At 42.5% G+C, this 18,475-nt stretch carries 16 protein-coding genes and 1 tRNA gene; 7 read left to right on the top strand and 10 right to left on the bottom strand.

Features of this window, described 5'->3' with window-relative positions; translation table 11 throughout:
• Positions 1-2 precede the first annotated feature (2 nt).
• The 3 genes from HZA10_07070 (at position 3) to HZA10_07060 (ending at position 2,718) form a co-directional block, all read left to right on the top strand.
• Complete coding sequence (locus HZA10_07070; GenBank protein ID MBI5196067.1) at positions 3-746, top strand: DUF1460 domain-containing protein; 744 nt, start codon at positions 3-5, stop codon at positions 744-746.
• 157 nt (positions 747-903) lie between these two features.
• Positions 904-2,145: an AmpG family muropeptide MFS transporter gene (locus HZA10_07065; protein ID MBI5196066.1), complete on the top strand. Its 1,242-nt coding sequence runs from the start codon at positions 904-906 to the stop codon at positions 2,143-2,145.
• A 378-nt stretch (positions 2,146-2,523) separates the two neighbouring features.
• Positions 2,524-2,718, top strand: a complete 195-nt coding sequence (locus tag HZA10_07060; GenBank protein MBI5196065.1) for a hypothetical protein — start codon at positions 2,524-2,526, stop codon at positions 2,716-2,718.
• A gap of 3 nt (positions 2,719-2,721) precedes the next feature.
• Here HZA10_07060 and HZA10_07055 read toward each other — a convergent pair whose 3' ends face one another.
• The 3 genes from HZA10_07055 to HZA10_07045 are packed head-to-tail and all read right to left on the bottom strand — an operon-like array spanning position 2,722 to position 7,025.
• Positions 2,722-4,077 (bottom strand): tetratricopeptide repeat protein, encoded by a 1,356-nt coding sequence (locus tag HZA10_07055; protein ID MBI5196064.1) that lies wholly within the window; start codon positions 4,075-4,077, stop codon positions 2,722-2,724.
• The gene (locus tag HZA10_07050) at positions 4,074-6,080 is read right to left on the bottom strand and encodes a diguanylate cyclase (GenBank protein MBI5196063.1); all 2,007 of its coding nucleotides are present in this window, start codon (positions 6,078-6,080) and stop codon (positions 4,074-4,076) included. Before HZA10_07050 ends, HZA10_07055 begins: the two co-directional genes overlap by 4 nt.
• Positions 6,081-6,104: 24 nt before the next feature.
• A complete protein-coding gene (locus HZA10_07045) occupies positions 6,105-7,025 on the bottom strand; it encodes a phosphoribosylaminoimidazolesuccinocarboxamide synthase (GenBank protein ID MBI5196062.1) in 921 nt (306 codons plus the stop codon).
• A gap of 324 nt (positions 7,026-7,349) precedes the next feature.
• Between HZA10_07045 and HZA10_07040 the strand changes: the two genes are divergently transcribed.
• Complete coding sequence (locus tag HZA10_07040) at positions 7,350-8,930, top strand: anthranilate synthase component I family protein (GenBank protein ID MBI5196061.1); 1,581 nt, start codon at positions 7,350-7,352, stop codon at positions 8,928-8,930.
• A gap of 71 nt (positions 8,931-9,001) precedes the next feature.
• On the opposite strand, the gene HZA10_07035 is transcribed toward HZA10_07040, so the two are convergent.
• From HZA10_07035 to secA, 3 genes are all read right to left on the bottom strand, one after another.
• On the bottom strand, positions 9,002-9,436 hold the full coding sequence (locus tag HZA10_07035; protein ID MBI5196060.1) for a PIN domain-containing protein: 435 nt from the start codon (positions 9,434-9,436) through the stop codon (positions 9,002-9,004).
• Positions 9,415-9,645 carry a ribbon-helix-helix protein, CopG family gene (locus tag HZA10_07030; GenBank protein MBI5196059.1) on the bottom strand — a complete coding sequence of 77 codons (231 nt, stop codon included), beginning with the start codon at positions 9,643-9,645 and terminating at the stop codon, positions 9,415-9,417. The genes HZA10_07035 and HZA10_07030 overlap by 22 nt, the downstream gene beginning before the upstream one ends.
• Positions 9,646-9,847: 202 nt before the next feature.
• Positions 9,848-12,520, bottom strand: a complete 2,673-nt coding sequence (gene secA, locus HZA10_07025) for a preprotein translocase subunit SecA (protein MBI5196058.1) — start codon at positions 12,518-12,520, stop codon at positions 9,848-9,850.
• Positions 12,521-12,656: 136 nt separating this feature from the next.
• On the opposite strand from secA, the gene HZA10_07020 reads away from it, so the two are divergent.
• Positions 12,657-12,728 (top strand) — tRNA-Gly (locus HZA10_07020).
• 109 nt (positions 12,729-12,837) lie between these two features.
• A complete protein-coding gene (locus HZA10_07015) occupies positions 12,838-13,365 on the top strand; it encodes a cob(I)yrinic acid a,c-diamide adenosyltransferase (GenBank protein MBI5196057.1) in 528 nt (175 codons plus the stop codon).
• A gap of 162 nt (positions 13,366-13,527) precedes the next feature.
• Here HZA10_07015 and HZA10_07010 read toward each other — a convergent pair whose 3' ends face one another.
• The 4 genes from HZA10_07010 to HZA10_06995 form a co-directional block, all read right to left on the bottom strand.
• Entirely contained in the window at positions 13,528-14,118 is a 591-nt protein-coding gene (locus HZA10_07010; GenBank protein ID MBI5196056.1) for a PQQ-like beta-propeller repeat protein, read from the bottom strand.
• Between the two features lie 213 nt (positions 14,119-14,331).
• Positions 14,332-14,943, bottom strand: a complete 612-nt coding sequence (locus HZA10_07005; protein MBI5196055.1) for a DUF1566 domain-containing protein — start codon at positions 14,941-14,943, stop codon at positions 14,332-14,334.
• A gap of 184 nt (positions 14,944-15,127) precedes the next feature.
• Positions 15,128-15,355, bottom strand: coding sequence for a hypothetical protein (locus HZA10_07000; GenBank protein ID MBI5196054.1), 228 nt, complete (start codon positions 15,353-15,355; stop codon positions 15,128-15,130).
• A gap of 342 nt (positions 15,356-15,697) precedes the next feature.
• Positions 15,698-16,654 (bottom strand): sigma-54-dependent Fis family transcriptional regulator, encoded by a 957-nt coding sequence (locus HZA10_06995; GenBank protein ID MBI5196053.1) that lies wholly within the window; start codon positions 16,652-16,654, stop codon positions 15,698-15,700.
• Positions 16,655-17,357: 703 nt separating this feature from the next.
• On the opposite strand from HZA10_06995, the gene HZA10_06990 reads away from it, so the two are divergent.
• On the top strand, positions 17,358-18,475 hold a 1,118-nt coding region (locus HZA10_06990; protein MBI5196052.1), incomplete at its 3' end, for a phosphopentomutase.

The raw sequence follows: 18,475 nt of genomic DNA, 5'->3' as shown, positions 1-18,475 counted from the left end.
TCGTGCATATCACTTTAGGCAAATGGACTCAGAATAAACTTGACAGCTTACTGCATCAATCCGCGAAAATTAAAGACACCGGCGCGCGCATAGATTTTCTTTCACGGCATTTTCTTAATATTGATTATAAAGAATCCACTCTAACCGGCAGTGCTGATATTCCGGAAGTTCTTGCGGTAAATCTTTCAGGCATTGACTGCTTTACCTATCTTGATTACATAGAGTCAATGCGGCTGTCAGGCTCATTTTCTGAATTTATGGAAAATCTAAAAAATGTAAGGTACAGAAACGGGAAAATAGCGTTTGAAAACAGAAATCACTTTTTTACAGACTGGAGAGAGTTTAATTCGGAGTTTATTGATGATGTTACGGCAAAAACCGGCGGCAGAAAGACAAAAATCATCGCTAAAATCCTGAATAAAAAAGCAGACGGCACATTTTTTATAAACGGCATTAAGCCTGTTCGGAGAGAGATTAAATATATTCCTTCAGGCGTTATTGATGATGCTGTGATGGATAAAATCAAGACAGGCGATTATGCGGGGATATATTCGGATATGCAGGGGCTTGATGTTTCGCATGTCGGGATTATTATTAAAAACGGCAATGCAGTCAATTTAAGACACGCCTCCTCTGAAAAGGGAAAGGTGGTTGAGCAGAATTTCAGGGAGTACATAAGGAATAAACCGGGAATGATTATTTTAAGACCAAAATTTTCTATAGAATACGGAGGATGCAGATGTTGAGAAAAAATTTATTTTCTGATACCTTAACGCACATTTAACTAATGTTTGACGGTAAATATTAATTATCAGCGTTTAAAGATACTTTCAATATCATCATCAGGTTAAATAAATTTTTGAGCAATGTCTGCGTCCTCAAAGACAAAACTATTGAGATACGATGCTATCTGAAAAACGCAAACCCATTCTGAAATCAATTTTCAGCAGCCGCATGCTGACAGCCTTTGTCATGGGTTTTGCCTGCGGCCTGCCCCTGCTTTTAACCATAACAGTACTGCAGGCCTGGATGAAGGAAGAGGGGGTAGATCTGACGCTAATAGGGCTGATGGCGCTTGTCGGTCTGCCATATACAATAAAATTCCTATGGGCTCCCTTGCTTGACCGCTTTACCCTGCCGTTTCTGGGCAGACGGAGAGGTTGGATGCTTATGGCGCAGTTTTTTTTAATTTTATCTGTTGTCGCGCTTGCTTTCACTGACCCCGTAAAAAATCCATGGATGTTAGCCTCTGCAGCGCTCCTTGTGACCTTCTTCAGCGCCTCTCAGGATATTGTTGTGGATGCCTACCGTAGGGAGGACTTAGCTGATGAAGAATTGGGGCTTGGGTCTTCATTATATGTCAACGGATACCGCGTGGGAATGCTTCTGGCTTCAGGCGGCGGATTGATAATGGCAGATTACATGTCATTTCGCATGGTTTATATAATAATGGCAGGCTGTATGCTAATCGGAGGCATAACCACATTGACGGTAAGAGAACCCCAAGTTGCAGTTGCTCCGCCCGCGAGTTTAAGAGATGCTGTTTTAAATCCTCTCAGGGAATATTTCAGCCGTCAGGGTGCATTATGGATGCTGGCATTTATACTCTTATACAAAATCGGCGACACCATGGCAAGCGCAATGACAACGCCCTTTTATCTGGACCTGGGTTTTACGAAAACAGAAATCGGGGCCATAGTCAAATTGTTTGGTTTCTGGGCTACAATCGCAGGCAGTCTCACGGGCGGAATAATCATGCTCAGGCTCGGGATCAACCGCTCGCTGTGGATATTTGGTTTTCTTCAGGCTGTATCTACCGCCGGCTTTGCCGTACTTGCGCGCATCGGGCACAGCCTGCCTGCATTGTCCGCAGTAATCGGCTTTGAGAACCTGACAGGCGGCATGGGCACAACCGCATATGTCGCTTTCATGGCAAGCATCACGAATAAAAAGTTTACCGCAACACAATATGCGCTTTTAAGCAGTCTCATGGGAGTTCCGAGGGTGCTTGCCTCAGCGCCTACGGGTTTTCTGGCAAAAAACACCGGATGGGAAGGTTTTTTTATTGTGTGCACTTTAATAGCAGTTCCGGGGATACTGCTTCTTGTGAAATTCGCGCCATGGAACTCTGAAAAACACAAATAATTATAGCTATTGGCGACAGGTATAGATACCTTCAAAATCTTTAGAACGCAACAATAATAATAACAAGTCATGTTGCAAACTTTAAAGTCTTCTCTTTAAACCAACATCCCAAAAAGGCAACATGACATTCAGCGGTGTTGCTCTAAAGCTTTTTCAGATACCTATACCTGCCGCTTCAAGCGTTCATCCCTGCGTGTAAGACAAGCAGGGATGGATGTCTGAAGAATTTCAGGGCAGTACATTAAAGTCATGCTGCCTTCTATTCAATAGTCCTGAGCAAAAACCACAAAATTTGCAGCATGACATTCAATAATTTTACTGTTTTCCTGGAATTTAGAGGGTATTTATGCCTGCTCACTAACTATATACATGCTGAAGATGTATAATATTCTTATGAGCACTGACCATGAAAAACTGAAGAAGGTTTCTGCTTATCTTGAGGAAGAAGTCCTTGAGGCGCTTAAAGAGCTTGCAAAGGATTATTCAAAAGAAACAGGTCAGAAATGGTCCAAGGGCGCTGTGATTAGGCTTGCGCTAAGCGAGTTTTTCAGCAGGAAGGGAAAGATTTTGTAGCGGTCATTCCCACTTGATGCCCCGTGATTTCAGATACTCCTGTGCGCCTTTATGCCCTAATTTTGCCGCTTTTTTAAAATCCTTGACAGCCTCTTTTTCTTTGCCAAGGCTGAAATTTGCAACTCCATGGTTATTAAAAGCCTCTGCATCTTTTGGATTTAGTTCAATAGCCTTGTTAAAATCCTTAATAGCCTCTTTATATTTTCCAGATTTGCCGTAGGCAAGCCCCCTGCTGTTATAAGCCAGCGCATATCCGGGAAACATCTCAATGGCTTTGTCAAAGTCCTTAATTGCCTCCTGATATCTGCCTAATTCTCTGTAAGCAATCCCCCGGTTATAGTAATTCTTTTCATTTTTTGGGTTTTGTTCAATCGCCTTGTCAAAGTCCTTAAGCGCCTCCTGATATTTGCCGGTATTAATATAAGCAATTCCACGGTTATAATAAATTTGAAGTTCGGGATTCAGTTCTACTGCCCGCGTTAAATCTTTGATTGCTTCACGGTATCTGCCTAATTCCTTAAAAGCAAACCCGCGGTTATTATAAGCCCATTCATCTTGGGGGTCCTGCTCAATAACCTTGTCAAGATCACTGACTGCTTCTTGAAATTTACTCAACATCACATAAGCAGTCCCGCGTTGACGATAAGCCTCTGTATATCCGGGGTCAAGTTCAATGGTTTTTGTAAAGGCATCTATTATTTCTTTGTGATTGGCTGTTATTACGGCAATATATCCTTGTTCAAACCAGTAGGTTGCACCTAATTTCCTTGCAGTTTCATTATATTGAGCAATTATCTTTTTATCTCTCAGTCCGGGCTCGTTGCTATCAGTCTTAACCGCCTGCAGTTCTTTTCTCAATTTTTCAAGTTCCATAAAAAAATCTGCTGATTTTTTGTCCACTGCCTCCAATTCTTTCATCCTTTGTTCGCCGCTGCGGATGAAATCAATAATTCTGATTGTAATGTCCGGATTGGCTGAAATTTTGGCTTTAATAAAATATTTCTTCTCATCCCATTTTTCATCTATTATCTCAACACTGACTGCCCCTGCAATTATGGTGGTAATCCGGTCTTTTGTCAGATGCAAATCCTTTGTGAGTCCTCTGCTTTCAAGATAATTTTTAATTTCCTCAATAAGAAGTCTTTTCACCTGTTTCAGCGCAATTATCCTGCATGAAACCTCGCTGTCAATCTCACTTGACTGATATGTGTATTCTTTCTCAAATGTAACAATATCGGCAGATATCGCATTGACGGCTAAAAAAATAAATACAGCAACAATAAAAAACTGCTTAACAATCATTTTTAAAACATCCGGATTATTTTTCTGCATTTTCCCCTTCCCCCGCTTAATAATCATTTCCCGATATCCTTCCACAGGCATACCTGATTTCTACCGTTGTCTTTTGCGTAATAAAGCGCCCGGTCCGCCTTATTGATAAGGTCTTCCTTATTCTCCGCATCATGCGGATATGTGGCGACGCCAATGCTTAAGGCTATTGTTAAATCGTTTCCATCAACAGCAAAAGGCGTATTCATGACTTTGACCCTTAGCCTCTCTGCGATCTTTTTGGCGCGCGGGGTCTCTGTATTCAACAGCACCGCAGCAAATTCTTCACCGCCGTATCTTGCTATGATATCTATGCCCCTGAGTGTTTTTTTAAGTATCGCCGCCAGGCCGAGAAGGACCGCATCACCGGCAGGATGCCCGTGGACATCGTTTATTTTTTTGAAATAGTCAATATCCATAACCAGCAGAGAAATCGGCTGCGGGAACCTTTCGTATCTCTGAAATTCCTCTCCGAGCCTCTCATAAAAATGTTTATGGTTATAAAGCCTTGTGAGTCCATCTGTCATGGCAAGTTTTTCAACTTCATGGTGAAGCCTTGCATTGGTCATGGACAATGCAGCCTGGTCAGCCATAATGCTCAGAAAGTGCCCGTGAAAAGAGCTTATTGCATCTGCCTCGCGTGAAATAACGGCAAGTATGCCTAACACATCATTGCCGGAGGACATTATGGGAATTCCCAAAAAAGTCTTTGCATCAGGAATCCTGAACGGATACACTCCCCGCTTCCCCTCCAGATGGGAAAAATGCAAAGGTTGCTTGTTTTTGACAATCAAATCAAAATAAGTTCCTTTTGAATAAAAGCTCTCATCCTCAGGTTCAAACCCTTCTTTTGCAACAACCTTGAGTTCTCCCTTATCAGGAATGAAAAAACCGACTGCCGATGAATTCACCATCCCAAAGACAAGCTCCACAAGTTTTTCCGCTATCTCCTCAACCCTTAAAGAAGTGCCGAAAGACCTGCTAGCCTCATGAAGTGATTTAAATCCCTTTGCAAAACGCTCCACCTCAACATAACTCCTTGCCTTCCCGATGGTCTGTCCTATCTGACCGGCAAAACTGGCGGCAATATCTTCTTCATGCGCGCCGAATGCCGATTCCCCGTTGCTGACCATCTCAAGCACTCCGACAGAAACACTGCCGTCAAACACAGGCACGCACAGCGAAGACCCTGCATCCTTTGATGCTGTATTTTCAATGTCAAAAAGGCTGTATTTAAATCTTGGCTGAATAAGTGATTTTTTCCCTTTTATTACACTTAACAAATACCCTTCGCCGTGATATGCGGATTTTGAATATTTATCCTCTGTTGACGCCTTTAATACAAGACTATCCCCCTCCAGCATAAACAGTGCGACTGCATCAGTGTTAATTATTTTTTTGATAAGAAAAAGCATTTCCTTTAAATCCCTTTCTGTGTCAAGAACCGACTTAACAAGGTGGGAAAACCTGTCTTCGTTAAAAAGCGACCCTTCGGTTGATGCATCAAGATTCAGGGCGCTGTTCTTCAGTTTTTCAAGGTCTTCAACCGCCTTTTTTGATATCTTAAGTCTTTTATGCGAAATGTAGTAGGAAATTATGCCTGTGACCAGAATAAAAAAATAGCTCCCGCTTTCTTCTGAGAAATATCCCTTGTTCCACCACTGAGACGGTATCCCCAGCAGAAAAATTGCCGCTATGCACGAAATAATAATTTTAAACGGGAAGTAACCTGAAATAATAACGATGACCGAAATATAGGCAAGGTGCAATAACGGCTTATTGAAAAACCTGATAAGCGTCTCAATGAGAAGAAGCAGCGGCAGAAGGAGTTCAAGGCTTTTCCATCCTGAGAAAGGAAAACCTTTTTTTATGTAGCTCAGATAACGGTATAAGCCTGTAAATATTATAATGCCTGAAATTGAAATCCATGGAATTAAAACAGGTTTTGTCTTCAGAAAGCCGGAATAAAATATAAATAACAAATAGGCAATCGTTACAGTAAGCGGGAAAACGGCTTTTTTAAATTTATCCATTTTATTGCTTAAAAATGTTTAAAATTAAACCGTTGCGGCTAATACCTTAAGTATATCTTTATATCGCTGTGCCGTCTTTGAAACAATTTCCTCAGGGAGTTCAGGCCCGGGATAACTCTTATCCCAGTCAAGCGTGAGGAGGTAATCCCTGACAATCTGCTTGTCAAAGCTGTCCTGCCCTTTGCCCGGCGCATAATCTCTTAAGGACCAGAAGCGGGATGAATCCGGCGTCAGAAGTTCGTCTATCAGGATTAACTTACCGCAGTTCACCCCGCTTGAAATCAATGAGTTTTTAGCGGGGTAAATGCCGAATTCAAATTTTGTGTCGGCAATTATTATGCCTTTTTTCTCAGCCAAATCCCTTGCCTTTGAATAAATCTTAATGCTCGCACTCCTCAATCTTTCCGCAGTCTCATCTCCGACAATGCGTTTCATTTCATTAAAAGATATATTAATGTCATGCCCTTCATCCGCCTTAGTGCTCGGAGTAAAAACCGGTTCAGGGAGCTTGGATGATTCCACAAGCCCGGCAGGAAGTTTTATGCCGCATACAACGCCTTTTTCTTTATATTCCTTCCATCCGGAACCCGAAAGATATCCCCTGACAATACATTCCACAGGCATGGGGTTTGCTTTTTTCACAAGCATGCTCCTGCCTTCAAGCATCTCATGATATTTACGGAGTTTTTCAGGGAAATCCCTGACATCAGTTGCAACTATATGGTTTTTGATGATATCTTCCATCTGCCTGAACCAGTAAATGGAAATCTGCGTAAGCACCCTTCCCTTTCCGGGTATGCCGTTTGGCAGAACAACGTCAAAGGCGGAAACCCTGTCGGTTACAACAAGAAGCAGATGCTCGCCAAGGTCGTAAAGGTCCCTCACCTTTCCGCACCGCGGAACGCCCACATCAGGCATTTCTGTTTTCAGAATAATTTTTTCCACTGATTCTCCATTGATAGATTTTATCATAAACAAAAAGATATTTGTCTGAACAATTTTACAAATTCAAATGTATTTCCGGCGTATTTTTAATTTTCTTATTTCGTGCTTGCAATAGCAGGCTAAAATAACTATTATTTATATTAAAATCATGGCAATAAATCCTGAAGCAGTTAAGCAGGTAACTGAACGGGGCTACAAGATTAAGGAAAGATTTGTATGAGGAGATAATTTCTGGATTCCCTGGTCAAGTCCAAAGCGGATCTCCGCAAGGAGTCGCATCGACTGGAGAATGACATCGTTTGTTAGAAAGAGCAAAAATTTTTAATGCTTAATATCCTTCCTGACAAAAATAATTTCATAGAAGCCGCTAAAACAGGGATAATATATCCTGTTTATGCTCAACTGCCTTTTACGCCGCCTCACGAAATTTACAATACTCTGGAAAGCCCATACAGTTTCCTGCTTGAAAGCGCAAAGGGCCCTGAAAAAATTGCGCGGTATTCATTTGCCGGAATTGAGCCGTTTTTAATTTTTAAAGTAAAAGACGGGGTTGTGGAAATAGAAACAAAGGGGCAAAGGGACAAAGGGACAAAGGGACAAAGAATATTTAACACCACCGTACCTCTTAAAACATTAAAGGAACTGCTCACATGCTGTAAGATTGACTCTCCTCCAAATCTTCCTCCTTTTATCGGCGGTGCAGTGGGTCTTCTGAGTTATGATTTTGTCCAGTACTTTGAGCGCCTGCCGAAGACCGTGATTGATGACCTTAAAATCCCTGATGCACACTTTTTATTCTTTGATACCGTGATTGCCTTTGACCATAAAGATAAAAAGGTTTTTATCATCTCATGCCATGGAGCGGAGCAAATACTCAGTTCAAGCGTTCAATCGTTCAAGGGGGCAAACAGTCAAAAGTCCAATATCCAATCCCCAAAGCCTAATCCCCAATCTGATTATGGCAGTTATTACGACAGGGCGTGTGAAAAGATAAATGCGCTATATAAAAAAATTAGTTCAAATAGTTTAAATTCGTTTGAACAGCTTGAACAATTTAAACAATTTGAACGCCTTAAAAAAATTGAGATTCACCATGAAATGGGCAAAGAAAAATATATGAATATTGTCAGAAAAGCAAAAGAATACATCAAGGCAGGGGACATCTTCCAGGCAAATCTCTCGCAGAGGGTCTCGGCTGACATAGGGAATACAACGCCATGGCAGATTTATCTGCAATTAAAAGAGATAAATCCATCCCCGTTTGCAGGTTATCTGAACATGGGAGATTATCACATAGTAAGTTCATCTCCTGAAAGACTGTTGCGGATTCAGGGGAATACTGTTGAAACAAGACCGATTGCAGGCACAAGACCAAGGGGGGCAGATGCCGGAGGCGACAAAAAAATGCGGGCAGAACTCCTGCTTAATGAAAAAGAACGCGCAGAGCATCTGATGCTCATTGACCTTGAGAGAAATGACCTCGGCAGAATTTCCGACTACGGCTCGGTCCTTGTTGATGAATTCATGGCGACAGAGGACTACTCGCATGTGATTCATATAGTTTCCAATGTCAGCGGCACGCTTGCAAAAGGCAGAGACTGCTTTGACGCAATAAGGGCTGCATTCCCCGGAGGGACCATTACCGGAGTCCCAAAGGTAAGGTGCATGGAAATAATTGACGAGCTTGAGCCGGTTGCAAGAGGACCTTACACAGGTTCATTCGGATACATCGGTTTTAACAGGACCATGGATTTAAACATTATCATCAGGACCTTTGTGATTAAAAACAATATCGCCTATGTGCAGGCAGGCGCCGGTATTGTGGCGGATTCCGAACCGGAAAAGGAATATTACGAAACGCTCAAAAAAGCCGAGGCGCTTATTAGGACGCTGGGGAAGTTGTAGGAGTCAATTGGAAATTTCAAAAACTTTAATTAGGAGTCAATAAAAAGTTTTATTTGTTAAATGCATTTCAATCACGGCAGCAAACTAAAGGCGCCGCAATGCTTGGGCTTTATCACAGAAAAGTGTTTTCTGTCAGTTGTCACTATTTTACAGACATTCAACCTCTCGGAAATTGCTATTATAGAGGCATCCACAAATCCAATATTAAAATCTTCGTATTTTTTTAATAACTCAATGCAGCAATTTAAATCAACAACGCTGAAATGTTCAATACTGAGTTCCTTGTTGATTAATGAATTAATAAATTCTATTTCAGCAAATGAGCCTAAATATGTGTTTAAGAGATAACAGGCCTCGGGTATTACCGTAGAAGGAATAATCAATCTGCCTTTATAAGAGCTTACAAAATCAACAGTTTGTTTATGCCAGGAATCTTTTTTATCTGCAAGCGCATAAATAATGCCTGTATCGCAAACAGCAGTATCTATTTTATAGCTTTTTTCCAAAGCAATTCCTCATGCCGTCCTGCTATGTCTTTCCTGCCGCTGTCTCCAATACCAACAAAAGACACCCTTTTCTTCTTAAATCTCTTTCGTTTAATGTAACTCAGCATCGCCTCTCTTATAATCTCCGCCACGCTCCTGTTTTCTTCTTTTGAGACCTCTTTGATTTCATTGAGCAAATCAGCATCCGCAAATATAGTAGTCCTTTTCATAAATACCTCCTGTCATATATATGATATATGCTACTATTTTATTTGTCAATAATCTGCCGTTACCGGGAAAAAATATTCTTAAACAGTAGTGTCCGCTAAAAATTTAATAAATTACCACTATACGTCATTCCTGCGCAGGCGGGAATGACAGAAAAACTACCTGCCTTGTTGAATAGCTTTCTTTACTGTTTTAACCCTGCCACTACGCATTTACCCCGCAGCATTTTTTGTACTTCTTACCGCTGCCGCAGATGCACGGGTCATTCCTGCCGATTTTCCTGTCCTTGACAACAGTCTGGGGCTTTTCACCGCCTTCTCCCCTGCCGTATTGCACCCTTGCCGGTTTCAAGACCATCTTTCTCTCCACGTTTTCTTCTCTTGCAATCTGAACCTTAAACAGCCTGTTTACAACCTCAGATGCGACCCTGTCGCTCATTCCTGCAAAGACTTCAAACGCCTCTTTTTTGTACTCCACAAGCGGGTCTCTCTGGGCATAACCCCTCAGACCTATGCCCTCCTTTAAATGATCCATTCCCAGGAGATGGTCTTTCCACTGCGAGTCAACCACCTGAAGGAGTATGTATCTTTCCAACTGCCTGAACATATCTGCGCTGATTTCTTTTTCTTTGTTCTCATATGCAAGTTTTATGCCCTGAACGAGTTTTTCATAAAGCTCATCAGACGTCTGCGCCTCTGCATTCGTCGTTATGGAAAAGTATCCGTAAAGGGTTTCTTTAAGCCCCTTCATATCCCACTCCTCAGGGTGCTTATCATCAGGACAATAGGCATTTAAAAACTCATTTAAAACATTTTCCGACATTTCAATAATCTTATCCTTCAAGCCTTCGCCTGCGAGTATGTCGCGCCTGAAAGAATAAATTTCAGTCCTCTGCTTATTCATCACATCATCATATTCAATAAGGTGTTTTCTGATGTCAAAATTATGCGCTTCAACTTTTTTCTGCGCATTTTCTATGGCCTTTGAAATCATCCTGTGCTCAATAGGCTGGGATTCATCCATCCCGAGCCTTCCCATAAGCCCCGCAATTCTTTCTGAGCCGAAGATTCTCATCAGGTCATCTTCAAGTGAAAGATAAAACCTTGACGTGCCCGGGTCCCCCTGCCGGCCTGAACGCCCCCTGAGCTGATTGTCAATCCTTCTTGATTCGTGCCTCTCTGTGCCGAGGATATGAAGCCCGCCCAGAGATAAAACTTTTTCCCTATCCTTCATGCAGAGTTCTTTTGCCTTATTCAGCGCCGCCTCATATTCCTCGTTTGTAAAATCTTTTTTATCACCGAGGATGTCTCTTGCAAGGCCTTCAGGATTGCCTCCGAGCACAATATCCGTGCCCCTTCCGGCCATGTTGGTTGCTATTGTCACAGACCGGCTCCGTCCAGCCTGCGCAACAATCTCAGCCTCTCTCTCATGATACTTTGCGTTCAGGACTGAATGCGGTACTCCTTTTTTTCTGAGCATCGCGCTGAGCACCTCTGATTTTTCTATTGATATGGTGCCTACCAGCACAGGCTGTCCCCTCTTGTGGCAGTCGGCAATCTCATTAATGACCGCATTAAATTTACCGCGCTCGGATTTATAAACGGAATCAGGATTATCAACCCTTATCATCGGTTTATTAGTCGGCGCAACCAGCACGTCAAGGTTATAAATCTTTGCAAACTCTTCAGCCTCAGTCTCGGCAGTGCCCGTCATTCCGGCAAGTTTTTTGTACATCCTGAAATAGTTCTGAAATGTAATGGTTGCGAGAGTCTGGTTTTCACTGGCTATCTTTACGCCTTCCTTTGCCTCAATCGCCTGATGAAGCCCGTCTGACCAGCGTCTGCCCGGCATAAGGCGTCCTGTAAATTCATCAACTATTATCACCTCATTGTCCTTGATAACATAATCCACATCCAGCCTGAAAAGGGTATGCGCCCTTAATGCCTGATTGACATGATGGACCAGCTCTATGTTGGAAGGGTCATACAAATTGCCCGCGCCCAAAAGCCTCTCAACCTTTATATTGCCTTCCTCTGTCAGGGTAACTGTTTTCAGTTTTTCGTCTATGATGTAATCGGTCTCTCTTGAGAGTTTAGGTATTATCTTATCAATTTTATAGTATTTGTCCGTTGACTCCTCAGAAGGTCCTGAGATGATAAGCGGAGTCCTGGCCTCGTCAATAAGGATGCTGTCAACCTCGTCAACAATCGCATAGTTCAGCTCTCTCTGGACATAATCATTTATGTCATACCTCATGTTGTCCCTGAGATAATCAAATCCGAATTCATTATTTGTGCCATAGGTAATATCGGCCAGATATGCCTCTTTCCTTGTCACAGGCCTTAAACCGGATAACCTCCTGTCAGGCTGATGATAGGAAGGGTCAAACAAAAAAGACGCATCATGCTGGATTGTGCCTACTGAAAGTCCGAGAAAGTGATAAATAGAACCCATCCACTGCACATCTCTCTTGGCAAGATAATCGTTGACAGTGACAACATGAACACCGTGACCATCCAGTGCATTAAGATAGACAGAAAGCGTTGCAACCAGCGTTTTTCCTTCTCCTGTCTTCATCTCTGCTATCCTGCCTTCATGCAGTACTATGCCCCCGATAAGCTGGACGTCAAAATGCCGCATGCCCGAAATCCTGTGCGAAACCTCTCTTACAACTGCAAACGCCTCAGGCAGAATATCATCAAGGCTTTCCCCTGACTCCAGCCTCCTGCGGAACTCATCTGTCTTAGCCTTAAGCCCGCTGTCGTCAAGGGAGGAAATTGATGATTCAAAAGAATTTATGGTCTCTGCGATAGAGGAGAGCCTCTTAATTTCACGCTCGTTCTTAGTGCCCATTATTTTTGTCAAAATATTAAACATGGTTTTTATTATAACAGAAATGCAGTGCTTGAAATAATACTGCAAAGAATAATACAATTATAACGACAGTAAACAGTGAATAGTTCTTTACTAACAACTGTTCACTAAATACTATTCACTAATAACTGTCTTTAACGCGGGTGTAACTCAGTGGTAGAGTGTCAGCTTCCCAAGCTGAAGGTCGCGGGTTCAAATCCCGTCGCCCGCTCTTTAAAAACAGTGAACAGTTGTCAGTGAACAGTGAGGTCATTCCTGCGGAGGCAGGAATCCAGAGTTTTACTATTCACTAAATACTATTCACTATCAACTATTTTGAAATGTCTAAAGGCTTAATACACGTTTACACAGGTGAAGGCAAGGGCAAGACTACTGCCGCTATGGGTCTTGCAGTCAGGGCGGTTGGACGCGGGAAAAAAGTCCTGATACTGCAATTCCTCAAAGGCAGGGGAACTGACTCAGGGGAAATCATTGCTGCAAAAAAATTAAAAATAAAAGTTGTACGGTTTAAAGGTCAGGTATCTCCGATATTCAGCCCTCAAATAAAACCGGCTGAGCTTAAAAAAGCCGTAAAAAAAGCAATAGCGCTGACAATAAGAGAAATAAAAAGCAATGCTTATGACATGATTATTCTGGATGAGTTTAATAATCTCCTCAGCGGCAGGCTTGCAGATATGGATGATGTCAGAGCAATTATTAAAGAAAAACCTGCCGGACTTGAACTCGTATTTACAGGCAGAAAGGCGCCGGAGGGATTAATAAAAATTGCAGATTATGTAACCGAGATGCGCATGATTAAGCACCCGTACAATAACGGCATAAAGGCACGAAGGGGAATCGAGTTTTAACTGTGTTGAAAATTTACGGTCTTCGCGGATGTGAGTGGGCAAAATCTTCCTGAAAAAGTATACTTAATTAATAGTTGTTCTGAAAATGTCGGGCAAAACACTATAACATAACAAAAACGCCTGTCACTCTGAATCATCAGGGTAACAGCCGTCCTTCACTGTTTAACCTTTAACTTTACCTTTCTTAAATCCCCTCTTTTTTAGATAGCCTCTGCCTGCCAGTACTGCACTGCCGGTGAGAAAAAGGATGGAGCTTATGGGTTCGGGTGCCATTGGACCAGCCAACGCACCCACAAAGCCAATTCCAGTATCACCAATATAAGTTTGAGTTCCGGTAGTCAAGTCAATACTAAAAAGCGCAGTGCTGTTAGCGCCATACATTATACCATTACTCACTGCCAGACCGTTAATTCCGTATGTGCCGGGACCAATGTTACTTATATTGCCTGTAGATGTGTCTATCGTGAAAAATTGACCTGACCCGTTTCCTCCGTAAAGGGTCCCATTATAATACTCCATTGCTTCAATATACACCCCTGATTTAATAAGAGTTTGAGAGCCGTTACTGGGATTTACTGTAAAGAATGCACCTCCACCTCCATACAAAGTGCTTCCGTCATATGCTAAAGCCCCGATACCGTAGCTGCCGCTGCCAATATAACTCAAACTACTACCCGGATCAATTGCATATAAATTGCCCGTTGACCCGCTGCCACCATATAGGGTCGAACCGACCCATGCTAATCCCTGCATTCAACAGCCTTCGGGCAAATGAAATAGCCAGGTTGATGAGGCATTGCTTGAATTTATACCATAAAATTCGTCGCTACCAGAATCAGTCGCATACAGGTCATAAGCTAATAAGTTGGCAGCAGTTCCCATTACAGCTAAGGTGACGGTTAAAAAAAGGACCAAGAACCATTTTCCTGTCCGCATATTTTTTTACCTCCTTTATGGTTTTAAAGTTTAAGTTCTTTGCTTCCTTTTTCTAAAAAAGCCTCTAATTCCAAAAGTTGCTCCGCCAGTAACAAAGAGAATTGAACTTATCGGTTCAGGGACTACGGTGCGCACTGCCCAAGCTTTGCGCTCGTGGTACTTCCAGTCCTCCATCACCACGCCGCCGTTGAACATGAAAAAATACGCGCCGCATCCGGGACAGGTCTCAGACTCCCTACTATACCAGTAGCTGACGCCGTGAGTCGGGTCTGGGTCATACAAGTTAGTAAAGGGTCCCGGCGTTGAAGCTGTCACCCCTTCGTTATAATACAAATCTTCCATCTCGCCCGGGGGGGAGGCTGGCAGCCGCCAGTCGTCATACCCTGCAAAAGACAAAGTATCAGCCCAATACATGGCATTGCCCCAAGTCATGCTGCCACCAGTACTATAGGTATCATAATAGTCATTATAGGAAACATATCCTGTAGTCCCGGCATAGTTAGCATCCTTAAGCCACATGAGCATTGAGCCGTCACTCTTTATCTGTGTTACTGTGCCATTCCCATTGTCAATAAGAGCAGCATTTGCAGAAACAGACAATAGCATTATCATTAGAAAAACAAATAATCGTAATCTCTTCATCTTAAAGTCTCCCTTAATTATTATTTTTTATTGGTGAGTTGAATGATACTTCGAATATCCCCCCTTTTCTCCCCGATAGCATCAAGGCATAACACTTACTAAGACATAATTGCATCACCCCCATTTAGTTCCATGTGAGTTCACCCCAAAAAGTAACAATGACGTGAGAAGGTTTTGAATCTCACTATTCCCCTTTACAGAACTTATAAAGAGGTCTGCCGTCTCCGGCATCCTGTTTTTTAACCGCCCCTTTTTGGACTAAAATCTCCAGAACAGCCGCTACCTTTTCCACAGATTCCTCTATACATTCGCATTGAACCCACCACCTGGCAACCCCCTCAAGGGTATCTCCAGCATCAGGATTCCTTCGGAGATAGTCCGCAATCTTTTTTGAGATATCTTCCTGTTTCATTGGGCTATTGCTTCCTGCATAAAAAATGTCCTCCGCACAGTTCGTCATTCTCGCAAGCGAAGTATTATCCTCATCTGTCACTCCCGCTTGTCGGGAGTCCTTCCGACTTCTTTCTGTCATGGTCGCTTCGACCATCTCTCTTTAAAGTAAGGATTCCGAACAAGTCGGAATGACAAATTAACAAGCGTCATCGGAGATTAGATTTACATGCATCAGTAACCATTATCACTTTTAGCAACAAATATGCCAAACTGCGCGCTTCTGCAGCGCGTTGATTTATAAAGATAATTTTGGAGCGGTTAATGGAGAGAATAAACTTTTTATGACTCTTGCGTCACTTTTTTATGACGCAAAGTCAGAGAACTGCCTTGGGGAGAGATTGTGTTTTTTGAGGAGATTCCAGAGGGCTGTGCGGCTCTTCCCAGATCTTTGGGCAGCGCAGACCATATTGCCCATGTGGTCTGTGAGGAGTTGGGTGAGATAAGTCTTTTCAAAAATATCAATGGCGCTTTTTTTGGCGGCCATGAAATATCCAAGTTCTTTTTCAGTAGTTGATTTGCTTGTTGAAAGCTGGATGTCGCCGGCGCTTATCACAGGGAATAGAGACATTACAATAAGCTGCTGGATTTTATTCTCCAGTTCTCTGATGTTCCCTGGCCAGGAATAAGCGATAAAAACTTCCATAGCATCTGGTGATACCTCTTTAATGGGTTTGTTGTATTGCCTGCAGTATTTAGTTATAAAGTGCTCAATCAGGAGCGGAATATCTTCTTTTCTATCCCGGAGAGAAGGAATATAAAGAGAGACGATATTCAATCTATAGTAGAGGTCTTCCCTGAATGTGTCCTCTTTGACGAGGACTGCAAGGTCTTTGTTTGTGGCAGAAATTATTCTAATATCTGCTTTATGGGGTCTGGAGTCTCCAAGAGGTTTATACTCTCTTTCCTGTAACAGACGTAGGAATTTTACCTGAATATATGGGCTGAGTGCGCCTATCTCATCCAGAAATAGGGTGCCGCCCTCAGCCTCCTTTACAAGTCCAAACTGCTCAAGACGCGCATCTGTAAAGGCTCCCTTCACATGACCAAAGAGTTCATTCTCAAAGAGGCTTTCCGGAATAGCGCCGCAGTTAACAGGGGTGAAGGGCTTTCTGGACCTACTGCTCAAATAGTGGATAGCCCTGGCCGCCAGCTCTTTCCCTGTCCCGCTCTCACCTGATATCAAGACAGTGACATCACAGGAGGATATCCTGCTTATCTTTTCACGGAGTTCCTCTGTAGCCTTGCTCCTTCCCAGTATCTGTGTTAATCCAAACTCCTTCTTCAGCGCCCTTTTCAGGGATTCGCATTCTTTATGGGGTTCACATCTGTCGTTAAGATTCGCATCCTCACTGTACTGCATAGATTTGTCTCCCTCTATGGGGGGGTTTTAAAAAGATACTATTGCCCAAAAAACTGCTCTTACCTATAAACAAGCAAGAACCTTGCGAGGTTTATAAAAAAATAGAAATTTTTGGTTTAATCAAAGATGTTTGCAGCAGTCAGCTAACTATGCAATTGTAATAAAAATAAACAGAAATTTAAACGGAAAAACATACTCATTGAAAAAAAAGATTTTTTAATAAAGCAATTTTTTGTTTTCAAAAAATTTGACGTTAAGTAAATTTACAGAAATTTTTTGACAAAAAAAGAATATCTATAAAGTAAGGTGTGCAGGGAGTTGGAAGATATTATTAAAATGTAAATATTACATTCTTGTCAAATTACACACATGTAACATGTTGCAAAATTTCTAAGTAATTCCTAACTCCTGAATAATGCAATGCACCACAGAGCACACGGAGAATGTTTAAAATTAAAAAAACAAAAATCAAAACCTACCTACCGCAGGCAGGTGGAAAATTAAGGAATTCCTGTCTTTATTACACTGGAAATTATAGAAGCCGGGGCATTATTTAGGTTAAGATAGTTAAAATCAGATATGCTATTCTATTATTGCAACTATGATAAAACGCATTTTATTAATCGTCCTTGACGGGCTTGGAATCGGCGAACTGCCTGATGCCGGTGAATACGGCGACAGGGGCAGTAATACTCTTAAAAATACGGCAGATGCATTCGGCGGACTGACCCTGCCTAATCTGGAATCCCTCGGGCTTGGTTATTTAGGAGATTTCAGGGGAATCGGCAAACCTGCTCAGCTTAAAGGCTCCTTTGGAAAAATGGCTGAGGCGTCAAAAGGAAAAGATACCACGTCAGGGCATTGGGAAATGATGGGAGTTGTCGTTGATAAGCCCTTCCCTACCTTCCCTCACGGTTTTCCGCCTGAAGTTATAAATGCCTTTGAAAATGCTATCGGCAGAAAAACCCTCGGCAACAAGACTGCGTCAGGCACAGAGATTATCAAAGAACTCGGTGAAGAACATATCAGGACAGGCAAGCCAATTGTTTATACCTCTGCCGACAGCGTGTTTCAGATAGCAGCGCATGAGGAAGTAATTCCAGTGGAAGAATTATGTAAAATGTGTGAAATCGCACGAAACATCCTCAAGCCGCCTCATAATGTGGGGCGGGTTATTGCAAGACCGTTTATCGGCAAAGCAGGCTCATTCCAGAGAACTCCGCGGAGAAAAGACTTCAGTCTGCCTCCGCATGAAAAAACAGCGCTTGAATATATTTCTGAAAACGGGCTTGAAGTAGTAAGCATAGGCAAGGTTAAAGATATTTTTGCAGGCAAGGGTTTTACAAAATCAGTGTTGGTGTCAGGCAATGATGATGCCTTATCAAAAACCATCACATATTTTAATAATCTTGGGAAAGGGCTTGTATGGGTGACGCTTGTGGACTTTGACACGATTTACGGGCACAGAAATGACCCTCAGGGTTATGCAAAGGCTCTAAAGGACTTTGACAGAAAACTGCCTGAGATATTTGAAATGCTTACGGAAAGGGATATTTTATTCATCACCGCTGACCACGGATGCGACCCGACGACACCGAGCACAGACCATTCAAGAGAATACGTGCCTTTGCTGATTTACGGCAAGGCCCTTAAAACAAGCGTTAATCTCGGATTAAGGACCAGCTTTTCAGACCTCGGCGCAACAGCGCTTGAGGCGCT

The organism is Nitrospirota bacterium (assembly GCA_016212185.1).
In the GTDB taxonomy this organism is placed as follows: Bacteria; Nitrospirota; Thermodesulfovibrionia; order UBA6902; family DSMQ01; genus JACRGX01.
The sequence above is the reverse complement of the archived record's forward strand: the minus strand, read 5'-3'. Positions and strand labels throughout refer to the sequence as shown.

Coding starts and splice junctions, on each gene's coding strand:
- HZA10_07065 (MBI5196066.1), top strand. CDS start 904: ATGCTATCTGAAAAACGCAAACCCATTCTGAAATCAATTTTCAGCAGC.
- HZA10_07060 (MBI5196065.1), top strand. CDS start 2,524: ATGTATAATATTCTTATGAGCACTGACCATGAAAAACTGAAGAAGGTT.
- HZA10_07055 (MBI5196064.1), bottom strand. CDS start 4,077: ATGATTATTAAGCGGGGGAAGGGGAAAATGCAGAAAAATAATCCGGAT.
- HZA10_07050 (MBI5196063.1), bottom strand. CDS start 6,080: ATGGATAAATTTAAAAAAGCCGTTTTCCCGCTTACTGTAACGATTGCC.
- HZA10_07040 (MBI5196061.1), top strand. CDS start 7,350: ATGCTTAATATCCTTCCTGACAAAAATAATTTCATAGAAGCCGCTAAA.
- HZA10_07030 (MBI5196059.1), bottom strand. CDS start 9,645: ATGAAAAGGACTACTATATTTGCGGATGCTGATTTGCTCAATGAAATC.
- secA (MBI5196058.1), bottom strand. CDS start 12,520: ATGTTTAATATTTTGACAAAAATAATGGGCACTAAGAACGAGCGTGAA.
- HZA10_07015 (MBI5196057.1), top strand. CDS start 12,838: ATGTCTAAAGGCTTAATACACGTTTACACAGGTGAAGGCAAGGGCAAG.
- HZA10_07010 (MBI5196056.1), bottom strand. CDS start 14,118: ATGCAGGGATTAGCATGGGTCGGTTCGACCCTATATGGTGGCAGCGGG.
- HZA10_07005 (MBI5196055.1), bottom strand. CDS start 14,943: ATGAAGAGATTACGATTATTTGTTTTTCTAATGATAATGCTATTGTCT.
- HZA10_07000 (MBI5196054.1), bottom strand. CDS start 15,355: ATGAAACAGGAAGATATCTCAAAAAAGATTGCGGACTATCTCCGAAGG.